Here is a 12,080-nt window from a genome sequence, read left to right as displayed (position 1 = left end):
ATCGGCGTCGACGACTCGGTCAGATGCCGAGTTCGTTGTCGAGAAATTCGAAAAGGTCGTCGTATGTCGACGATCGGAGCCTTGCCGTGACGGATTCACCGTTCGAGTCGTCTTCTGGCCCTTTGTGTTTCGACAGAATTTCCTGAAGCCGCTCGAGGTGCTCAGCCTTGGCGGCCCCGCTCGCGGCGTTCAACAGGGCGTCGACTCTCGCGAGGTCCACATACACCGGCGCGGCAGCCGAGCTCTCATCCGGTGTCAGTCGCTCGGCGAGGTGTTTGGCGAGGGTGTGGGGTGTGGGATGGTCGAAGATCAGGGTCGCCGTCAGCGACAGCCCCGTCCCCCGCGACAACGTGTTGCGCAGCTCGAGCGCGGTCAACGAATCGATACCGAGGTCCTTGAACGGTTGATCGGGACCGACCGTGTCCGGTGTCGGATGTCCCAGCAGTGTGGCCGTGGTATCACGCACCAGATCGGTCAGGTGACGATGGCGCTGCTCGGAGGTCAACGCCGCCAACTGTGAGATCAACACCGCGCTCGGGTCGACCGAACGACCCGCCGACGCCCGCGGACGAGCCGTGACCAACGCCGACAACACCGGCGCCAACGTGCCCTCGTGTGCCTGTTGGGTCAGCGCCCGCGTGTTGACCGGCGTGGCCGCCAACACCGCCACACCGCTGTCCAGGGCGGCGTCGAACATCGCCAGACCCGCCTGGTCGGTCACCGGACTCAAACCACTACGCGCGATACGCGCGGTATCGGCGCCGGACAGATGACCGGTCATACCCGACGCGGTGGCCCAGTAACCCCACACCAGACTCGTCGCGGGAAGACCCAGACCACGCCGGTACTCGGCCAGGGCGTCGAGAGCGGTGTTGGCCGCGGCGTAGTTGCCCTGACCGGCCCCACCCAACACACCCGCCACCGACGAGTAGAGAACGAACGCCGCCAGATCCAGATCCGCGGTGAGCTCGTGCAGATGCCAGGCCGCGTCGGTCTTGGCCGCCAGCACCCGATCCAACCGCTCGGCGGTCAGATCCGCGAGCGGCGCGTCGGCCAACACACCCGCGGTGTGCACAACCGCGGTCAACCGATGACGACTCGGGATCGACGCCAACAACGCCGCCACCGCGTCACCATCACCGATGTCGCAGGCACTGATCGTGACCTCGGCACCCAGCTCGCTCAACCGCCCAGCGAGCTCGGCGGCACCCGGCGCCGCCGACCCCCGACGAGACACCAACCACAGATGCCGCACACCGTGCGCGGTGACCAGATGCTCGGCCAACAACCCACCCAGCGTCCCGGTACCACCGGTGATCAACACCGTGCCCTCACCGTCGAAGGGGTGGGGGGTGGTGAGGACGATCTTGCCGGTGTGCCGTGCGGCGCTCATGTCGCGGAAGGCGTGTTGGGCTTGGCGCAGGTCGTAGCCGGTGATGGGCAGGGGTGTCAGGGTGGCCGCCGCGAAGAGGGCCTCGAGGTGTGCGAACGTCCGCTGGATGTCGTCGGGTGTGGCGACGGCCAGGTCGTAGGTGCGGTAGGTCACGTTCGGGTGGACGGTGGCGATGTGGTCGGGGTCGCGGATGTCGGTCTTGCCGATCTCGACGAACTGGCCGCCGTTCGGGAGCAGCCGCAAGGAGGCGTCGACGAATTCGCCGGCCAGGCAATCCAGGATCACGTCCATGCCCGCGCCGTCGGTGACCTCCAGGAAGGTATCGGCGAAGTCCAGGGTGCGAGAGGAAGCGATGTGGTCGTCCGGAATTCCCAGCGCCCGCAGCACACCCCACTTGTGGCGTGAGGCGGTGGCGAATACCTCGGCGCCCAGGTGGTGGGCGAGTTGGATCGCCGCGATGCCCACGCCGCCGGCACCGGCGTGGATCAGCACGCGTTGGCCGCGGGTCAGCCCCGCGATGTCGACCAGAGCCGGGTAGGCGGTGAGGAACACCGCCGGTACGGACGCCGCCTGCGCGAACGACCACCCCGGTGGGATCGGGATGACCATTCGGTGGTCGGTGACCGCGGTCGGGGCGAACGCGTCGGCGAAGATGCCCATCACCTCGTCGCCGACCGCCAGGTCATCGACGCCGGGGCCGATTTCGGTGATCACGCCGGCCGCTTCGGCGCCCAATCCCTCGTCGTCGATCAGTCCCAGGGCGATAACCACGTCTCGGAAGTTCAGGCCCGCGGCGCGCACCTGGATCCGGATCTGGCCTTCCGCTAGAGGGGTTGTCGCGACGGGCAGCAGCGCCAGATGCGCAAGGTGACCTTTGCCGGTCGTGTCCAGTCGCCAGGAGTCGGTCTCCGGGGGGACGAGAGCGTGAGTGTGGGTGAGTCGGGGGATGTGGATGGTGTCGCCCCGCAGGGCGAGTTGAGTTTCGTGGGGGCTGGTGGCCAGGACGCCGGCCAGCACCACCGGGATATCGGTGTCGGGTGTGTCGAGGTCGAGAAGGGTGATGGGATGGTTGGGGTGTTCGGTTTGGGTGCTACGGGTCAAACCCCACACCGCGGCCTGCGCGAGGTCGGGCGCGCGGTCGTGGGGGCCGACGGTGACCGCGCCGCGGCTGCGCATGAGCAGACGGACCCCGGCCAGCTCGGGGCGAGCCGTCCACGCCTGCAGCAGCGACAGGGCCTCACCGGTGACCGCGCGGATCCGCGCCGGAACATCGACACCGTCGTGGGTGGGAACCGGCCAGACCACGACCTCGGGAAGCGGACCCACCTCGAGCAGGGCGTCCAGATCACGATGCACCGCGAGCGCACCCAACGCGCCCTCGACCGGGCCTGCACTCAACACCGCCCACCGACCGGCCTCGAACACCCCGGTGGTGTCGGGTGTAGGGGCCGGTGACCAGGACATGTGCAGCAGGGTGGGTCGTTGCTGTCGGGTCGCGCCCTGATGCAGGGCTTCGGGCGACAGGCGCCGCACGGTCAGAGACTCGACGGTGGCCACGGGCGCGCCGGTGGAGTCGCTGGTGTGCAGGGCGACGGTCTCGGGTCCGGTACGTGTCATCCGTACCCGCAACGCGGTGGCGTCGGTGGCGTGCAGGCTGACCCCGGCGAACGCGAACGGCACCACCAACACATCGCCGTTGGCGACGTCGGCGTCGGTGCCCAGCAGGTGCAGGGCGGCGTCGAGCAGCGCCGGGTGGATGCTGTATCCGGTGGTGTCGGTGCCCGCGGGCAGTTCGACCTCGGCGTAGACGGTGCTGTCGTTGAGGCTGCGCCACAGGGTGCGCAGGCCCTGGAACATCGGCCCGTAGTCGTATCCGAGGTCGGACAGGTTCTGGTAGAAGCGGGCTTGGTCGACCTGTTCGATCCCGGCCGGCGGCCAGGTCGCTGCCCACGGCTCGACCACCACACCGGTGTCGGGTGTGAGCCGTCCGGTGGCGTGCAGTGTCCACTCGGGTCGTTCCCCGCCGCCGCCGTCGGTGTCGGGTCGGGTACGGATGACGATACGACGCTCGTCGAGCGCGTCGCCGGTGTCGGTGACGGTGATCCGCAGTTGCAGGTTGGTGTGTTCGGGAATCGACAACGGGGCCTGCAAGGCCAGTTCGGCCAGGCGGGGGTAACCGGTGTAGTGACCGGCATGCAGGGCTAGATCGACCAGTCCGGCACCGGGCACCACCGCGGTCCCGAACAGCGAGTGGTCCACCAGCCACGGGTGAGCGCGCAGCGAGAGCTGTCCGGTGAACACCCATCCCTGGTCCTCGCCCAGGTCGGTGACCGCGCCGAGCAGCGGGTGGGTGGCCGGGTCGAGTCCCGCGCTGGTCACGTCGGTGATCGGGGCGGCGTTGAGCCAGTACCGTTGGTGTTGGAAGGCGTAGGTGGGCAACGCGATCGCCGATGTTCGTGGCGAGAAGACCCGGGTCCAGTCCGGGCTGTGGCCGTGGACGTGCACGCGGGCGAGCGCGGTGGTGAACGCGACCGTGTCGGGATGGTTCTTGCGCAACGTCGCGATCGCCACCGAACCCATCCCCACACCGGCACCGGTCGAGTCGGCCCGCGCGGTACCGGCGTGGTGGTCTTCGATGCTCTCCGCGATCGACGCGGTCAGGATCGGATGCGCCGACAGTTCCACGAACGTGTGCTGTCCGCGCTCGAGCAACGTCGTCACCGCGTCGTGGAAACGCACCGTCTCCCGCAGGTTCCGACACCAGTACTCGGCGTCGAGGGTGTGGGGCGAGTGGTTGGGTTCGCCGTCGACGGTGGAGCGGAAAGCGATGGTCGGGGCTTGAGGGGTGATGTCGACGAGATCGGTGAGGAGCCGGTCGCGGAGTTGGTCGATACGCGCGGAATGGGCGGGGTAGTCGACCGGGATCAGGCGTGCCTGGATGTCGTGTTCGGCGCAGTGGGCGAGCAGTTCGGCGATGGCGGTGTTGTCGCCGGCGACGGTGGTGTTGGCCGGACCGTTGACCGCGGCGATCGAGATCGCGCCGTTCCATCGATCCAGCAGTTCTCGGAGGAGTTCTGCCGCGAGCAGGACCGAGGCCATGGTGCCGGTTCCGGCCAGTTCGATCAGGGCACGACTGCGCAGGGCCACGACTTTGGCAGCGTCGCGAAGCGACAGGGCGCCGGCGACGTGGGCCGCGGCGATCTCGCCTTGGGAGTGTCCGATCACCGCGTCGGGGGTGATGCCGATCGAGTCCCACAACGCGGCCAGCGACACCATGATCGCGAACAGGGCGGGTTGGACGACATCGACACGATCGAGCGACGGTGCGTCCGGTTCGCCGCGCAGCACCGCGAGCAGCGACCAGCCGGTGAACGGGGCCAGCGCCGCGTCGCAGTCGTCGAGGGCGGTGCGGAACGCCGGGTAACTCTGGTAGAGGCCCATGCCCATGCCGAGGTGTTGGGCGCCTTGGCCCGGGAACACGAACACCGTCGCGCCCCGGCCCGCGGGACCCACCACACCGTGGACCAGTTGCGGATCCGGACGATCGGATTCGAGCGCGCCCAGTACCGCCAGCAACCGTTCCCGCGCGGTATCGGTGTCGGGATCCACGGTGATCGCGGCACGATAGGGGTGATGGGTTCGCGTGGTGGCCAGCGAATACGCCAGATCCGTCAAACCCGACTCAGGGTGGGTATGCACGTGTTCCCGCAACCGCGCGGCCTGATCGACCAACGCCTGCTCGGACTTGCCCGAGACCGTGAACACCCACGACGACACCGGGTCCTCGACATCGGATCGCTCGAGCGGTGTGGTGGTTCCCCCGTCACCAGCGCTGTCGACGGGATCGGCCGCCGGGGCCTGCTGCAGGATCAGGTGGGCGTTGGTCCCGGAGATACCGAACGAGGACACCGCCGCGGTCCGCGGGTGACCGTTGACCGGCCATTCGGTCGACTCGGTGAGCAGGCGTACCGCCCCGGCATCCCAATCGATGTGCGGCGACGGCGCGTCGACATGCAGAGTCCGCGGTAGCACACCGTGCTGCAGCGCCATCACCATCTTGATCATCCCGGCCGCACCCGCCGCGGCCTGCGTGTGACCGATGTTGGATTTGACCGACCCCAACCACAACGGTGTCACCACGCCCTCGGCGTCGGTGGGCCGGGTCTGACCGTAGGTCGCCAACAACGCACCGGCCTCGATCGGATCACCCAGCTTCGTGCCGGTCCCGTGCGCCTCCACCACGTCGACCTGGTCCGCGGAAACTCTCGCGTTGGCCAACGCCTGCGTGATCACCCGCTGCTGCGAGGGACCGTTGGGCGCGGACAACCCGTTGGAGGCCCCGTCCTGATTCACCGCCGAACCCCGGATCACCGCCAACACCCGACGACCCTCACGACGAGCATCCGACAACCGCTGCAGAACCAACACCGCCGAACCCTCACCCCAGCCGGTGCCGTCCGCCGCGGCCGCGAAGGACTTGCACCGCCCGTCGCGGGCCAGTCCCCGCTGGCGGGAGAACTCGCTGAACGCCCGCGGTGTGGCCATCACCGTGACGCCACCGGCCAGCGCCAGCGACGACTCACCGCTGCGCAGCGACTGACACGCCAGATGCGCGGCCACCAACGACGACGAACACGCGGTATCGACGGTGATCGCCGGACCCTGCAGTCCCAGGGTGTAGGCGATACGACCGGACGCGACACTGGTCGCGGTCCCGGTCAGCGAGTAACCCTCCGCGGACTCCGAACCGGCCGAACCGTATTCCTGACTCCAGATACCGGTGAACACACCGGTATCGCTACCGGCCACCCCGGCCGGATCGATCCCGGCGGCTTCCAGCGCCTCCCAGCACACCTCCAACAGCAACCGCTGCTGAGGATCCATCGACAAGGCCTCACGAGGAGAGATCCCGAAGAACGCCGCGTCGAACCCGGCCGCCTCCCGCAGGAACCCGCCGTGCCGGGCGTAGGACTTGCCCACCGCGTCCGGATCCGGATCGAACAAACCCTCCAGATCCCAGCCTCGATCGGTCGGGAACTCACCCACCGCGTCCGAACCCGACACGACCAGATCCCACAGATCCTGCGGACCGGCCACACCACCGGGGAACCGGCACGCCATCCCCACCACCGCCACCGGCTCGTCGGTACCGACGCCGACGGCGGCTGCGGGCGTGAACGTGGTCGTGGTCGTGGTCGGTGTCAGTCGTTCGGCGAGGTGTTTGGCGAGGGTGTGGGGTGTGGGATGGTCGAAGATCAGGGTCGCCGTCAGCGACAGCCCCGTCCCCCGCGACAACGTGTTGCGCAGCTCGAGCGCGGTCAACGAATCGATACCGAGGTCCTTGAACGGTTGATCGGGACCGACCGTGTCCGGTGTCGGATGTCCCAGCAGTGTGGCCGTGGTATCACGCACCAGATCGGTCAGGTGACGATGGCGCTGCTCGGAGGTCAACGCCGCCAACTGTGAGATCAACACCGCGCTCGGGTCGACCGAACGACCCGCCGACGCCCGCGGACGAGCCGTGACCAACGCCGACAACACCGGCGCCAACGTGCCCTCGTGTGCCTGTTGGGTCAGCGCCCGCGTGTTGACCGGCGTGGCCGCCAACACCGCCACACCGCTGTCCAGGGCGGCGTCGAACATCGCCAGACCCGCCTGGTCGGTCACCGGACTCAAACCACTACGCGCGATACGCGCGGTATCGGCGCCGGACAGATGACCGGTCATACCCGACGCGGTGGCCCAGTAACCCCACACCAGACTCGTCGCGGGAAGACCCAGACCACGCCGGTACTCGGCCAGGGCGTCGAGAGCGGTGTTGGCCGCGGCGTAGTTGCCCTGACCGGCCCCACCCAACACACCCGCCACCGACGAGTAGAGAACGAACGCCGCCAGATCCAGATCCGCGGTGAGCTCGTGCAGATGCCAGGCCGCGTCGGTCTTGGCCGCCAGCACCCGATCCAACCGCTCGGCGGTCAGATCCGCGAGCGGCGCGTCGGCCAACACACCCGCGGTGTGCACAACCGCGGTCAACCGATGACGACTCGGGATCGACGCCAACAACGCCGCCACCGCGTCACGATCACCGATGTCGCAGGCACTGATCGTGACCTCGGCACCCAGCTCGCTCAACCGCCCAGCGAGCTCGGCGGCACCCGGCGCCGCCGACCCCCGACGAGACACCAACCACAGATGCCGCACACCGTGCGCGGTGACCAGATGCTCGGCCAACAACCCACCCAGCGTCCCGGTACCACCGGTGATCAACACCGTGCCCTCACCGTCGAAGACGAACGAGTCCTGCGATCCCGAGACCGCGGCGGGCACGAGTCGGGGGATGTGGATGGTGTCGCCCCGCAGGGCGAGTTGAGTTTCGTGGGGGCTGGTGGCCAGGACGCCGGCCAGCACCACCGGGATATCGGTGTCGGGTGTGTCGAGGTCGAGAAGGGTGATGGGATGGTTGGGGTGTTCGGTTTGGGTGCTACGGGTCAAACCCCACACCGCGGCCTGCGCGAGGTCGGGCGCGCGGTCGTGGGGGCCGACGGTGACCGCGCCGCGGCTGCGCATGAGCAGACGGACCCCGGCCAGCTCGGGGCGAGCCGTCCACGCCTGCAGCAGCGACAGGGCCTCACCGGTGACCGCGCGGATCCGCGCCGGAACATCGACACCGTCGTGGGTGGGAACCGGCCAGACCACGACCTCGGGAAGCGGACCCACCTCGAGCAGGGCGTCCAGATCACGATGCACCGCGAGCGCACCCAACGCGCCCTCGACCGGGCCTGCACTCAACACCGCCCACCGACCGGCCTCGAACACCCCGGTGGTGTCGGGTGTAGGGGCCGGTGACCAGGACATGTGCAGCAGGGTGGGTCGTTGCTGTCGGGTCGCGCCCTGATGCAGGGCTTCGGGCGACAGGCGCCGCACGGTCAGAGACTCGACGGTGGCCACGGGCGCGCCGGTGGAGTCGCTGGTGTGCAGGGCGACGGTCTCGGGTCCGGTACGTGTCATCCGTACCCGCAACGCGGTGGCGTCGGTGGCGTGCAGGCTGACCCCGGCGAACGCGAACGGCACCACCAACACATCGCCGTTGGCGACGTCGGCGTCGGTGCCCAGCAGGTGCAGGGCGGCGTCGAGCAGCGCCGGGTGGATGCTGTATCCGGTGGTGTCGGTGCCCGCGGGCAGTTCGACCTCGGCGTAGACGGTGCTGTCGTTGAGGCTGCGCCACAGGGTGCGCAGGCCCTGGAACATCGGCCCGTAGTCGTATCCGAGGTCGGACAGGTTCTGGTAGAAGCGGGCTTGGTCGACCTGTTCGATCCCGGCCGGCGGCCAGGTCGCTGCCCACGGCTCGACCACCACACCGGTGTCGGGTGTGAGCCGTCCGGTGGCGTGCAGTGTCCACTCGGGTCGTTCCCCGCCGCCGCCGTCGGTGTCGGGTCGGGTACGGATGACGATACGACGCTCGTCGAGCGCGTCGCCGGTGTCGGTGACGGTGATCCGCAGTTGCAGGTTGGTGTGTTCGGGAATCGACAACGGGGCCTGCAAGGCCAGTTCGGCCAGGCGGGGGTAACCGGTGTAGTGACCGGCATGCAGGGCTAGATCGACCAGTCCGGCACCGGGCACCACCGCGGTCCCGAACAGCGAGTGGTCCACCAGCCACGGGTGAGCGCGCAGCGAGAGCTGTCCGGTGAACACCCATCCCTGGTCCTCGCCCAGGTCGGTGACCGCGCCGAGCAGCGGGTGGGTGGCCGGGTCGAGTCCCGCGCTGGTCACGTCGGTGATCGGGGCGGCGTTGAGCCAGTACCGTTGGTGTTGGAAGGCGTAGGTGGGCAACGCGATCGCCGATGTTCGTGGCGAGAAGACCCGGGTCCAGTCCGGGCTGTGGCCGTGGACGTGCACGCGGGCGAGCGCGGTGGTGAACGCGACCGTGTCGGGATGGTTCTTGCGCAACGTCGCGATCGCCACCGAACCCATCCCCACACCGGCACCGGTCGAGTCGGCCCGCGCGGTACCGGCGTGGTGGTCTTCGATGCTCTCCGCGATCGACGCGGTCAGGATCGGATGCGCCGACAGTTCCACGAACGTGTGCTGTCCGCGCTCGAGCAACGTCGTCACCGCGTCGTGGAAACGCACCGTCTCCCGCAGGTTCCGACACCAGTACTCGGCGTCGAGGGTGTGGGGCGAGTGGTTGGGTTCGCCGTCGACGGTGGAGCGGAAAGCGATGGTCGGGGCTTGAGGGGTGATGTCGACGAGATCGGTGAGGAGCCGGTCGCGGAGTTGGTCGATACGCGCGGAATGGGCGGGGTAGTCGACCGGGATCAGGCGTGCCTGGATGTCGTGTTCGGCGCAGTGGGCGAGCAGTTCGGCGATGGCGGTGTTGTCGCCGGCGACGGTGGTGTTGGCCGGACCGTTGACCGCGGCGATCGAGATCGCGCCGTTCCATCGATCCAGCAGTTCTCGGAGGAGTTCTGCCGCGAGCAGGACCGAGGCCATGGTGCCGGTTCCGGCCAGTTCGATCAGGGCACGACTGCGCAGGGCCACGACTTTGGCAGCGTCGCGAAGCGACAGGGCGCCGGCGACGTGGGCCGCGGCGATCTCGCCTTGGGAGTGTCCGATCACCGCGTCGGGGGTGATGCCGATCGAGTCCCACAACGCGGCCAGCGACACCATGATCGCGAACAGGGCGGGTTGGACGACATCGACACGATCGAGCGACGGTGCGTCCGGTTCGCCGCGCAGCACCGCGAGCAGCGACCAGCCGGTGAACGGGGCCAGCGCCGCGTCGCAGTCGTCGAGGGCGGTGCGGAACGCCGGGTAACTCTGGTAGAGGCCCATGCCCATGCCGAGGTGTTGGGCGCCTTGGCCCGGGAACACGAACACCGTCGCGCCCCGGCCCGCGGGACCCACCACACCGTGGACCAGTTGCGGATCCGGACGATCGGATTCGAGCGCGCCCAGTACCGCCAGCAACCGTTCCCGCGCGGTATCGGTGTCGGGATCCACGGTGATCGCGGCACGATAGGGGTGATGGGTTCGCGTGGTGGCCAGCGAATACGCCAGATCCGTCAAACCCGACTCAGGGTGGGTATGCACGTGTTCCCGCAACCGCGCGGCCTGATCGACCAACGCCTGCTCGGACTTGCCCGAGACCGTGAACACCCACGACGACACCGGGTCCTCGACATCGGATCGCTCGAGCGGTGTGGTGGTTCCCCCGTCACCAGCGCTGTCGACGGGATCGGCCGCCGGGGCCTGCTGCAGGATCAGGTGGGCGTTGGTCCCGGAGATACCGAACGAGGACACCGCCGCGGTCCGCGGGTGACCGTTGACCGGCCATTCGGTCGACTCGGTGAGCAGGCGTACCGCCCCGGCATCCCAATCGATGTGCGGCGACGGCGCGTCGACATGCAGAGTCCGCGGTAGCACACCGTGCTGCAGCGCCATCACCATCTTGATCATCCCGGCCGCACCCGCCGCGGCCTGCGTGTGACCGATGTTGGATTTGACCGACCCCAACCACAACGGTGTCACCACGCCCTCGGCGTCGGTGGGCCGGGTCTGACCGTAGGTCGCCAACAACGCACCGGCCTCGATCGGATCACCCAGCTTCGTGCCGGTCCCGTGCGCCTCCACCACGTCGACCTGGTCCGCGGAAACTCTCGCGTTGGCCAACGCCTGCGTGATCACCCGCTGCTGCGAGGGACCGTTGGGCGCGGACAACCCGTTGGAGGCCCCGTCCTGATTCACCGCCGAACCCCGGATCACCGCCAACACCCGACGACCCTCACGACGAGCATCCGACAACCGCTGCACCAGCAGCAGGCCTACGCCTTCCGACCAGCCGGTGCCGTCCGCGGCGGCGGAGAACGATTTGCAGCGACCGTCACGAGCGAGCCCGCGCTGGCGGGAGAACTCCACGAACGTGGCCGGTGTCGACATCACCGTCGCTCCGCCGGCCAACGCCATCGAGCACTCCCCCGAGCGCAGCGCCTGCACCGCGAGGTGCATCGCCACCAACGTCGAGGAGCACGCCGTGTCCACGGTCACCGCCGGGCCCAGAAGCCCGAGGTTGTAGGCCACCCGTCCCGAGGTGACACTGCCGGCGTTGCCGGTGAGTACCGTGCCTTCCGTCTTGATCTGGGACTCATTGGCGCCCATGTTCAGGACATAGTCGTGATACATCTGGCCGACGTACACGCCGGTGTCGGTGCCCTTCAATACCGCCGGGTCGATGCCGGCGTTCTCGAGTGTCTCCCAGGCCACTTCCAACAGAAGTCGCTGTTGGGGATCCATGACGGCGGCCTCTCGTGGCGAGATTCCGAAGAATCCCGCGTCGAACTGCGCCGCTTCGTGCAGAAATCCGCCCTCGAAGGCGTAGCTTTTGCCGGTCGCGTCCGGATCGGGGTCGTAGAGGTCTTCGGGCCAGCCACGATCTGTCGGGAACGGTGAAACCGCGTCGGTTCCCTCGACGACCACGCGCCACAGGTCCTGAGCCGAGGCGACTCCTCCGGGGAATCGGCAGCCGATTCCCACGATGGCGATCGGCTCCTGGTATCGATCCTCCAATCGTCTGAGACGGTTTCTCGTCTTGAGGAGATCGGAGGTCACCTTGCGTAGGTATTCGGCGGTCTTGCTTTCCAGCGCTTCTTTTTTGTTCGTCATTTCTCGAACGATCCCCAGCCCTAATTCG

The 12,080-nt window shown here is 68.4% G+C and carries 1 protein-coding gene; it reads right to left on the bottom strand.

What is annotated here, in order from left to right:
• Nucleotides 1-19: 19 nt before the first annotated feature.
• Nucleotides 20-12,052: an SDR family NAD(P)-dependent oxidoreductase gene (locus OG225_RS06840; RefSeq protein ID WP_405180891.1), complete on the bottom strand. Its 12,033-nt coding sequence runs from the start codon at nt 12,050-12,052 to the stop codon at nt 20-22.
• Between the last annotated feature and the right edge of the window lie 28 nt (nt 12,053-12,080).

This window comes from Nocardia sp. NBC_01377 (assembly GCF_045040005.1).
GTDB lineage: Bacteria > Actinomycetota > Actinomycetes > Mycobacteriales > Mycobacteriaceae > Nocardia > Nocardia noduli.
This window is presented reverse-complemented; position numbering and strand designations above follow the sequence as displayed.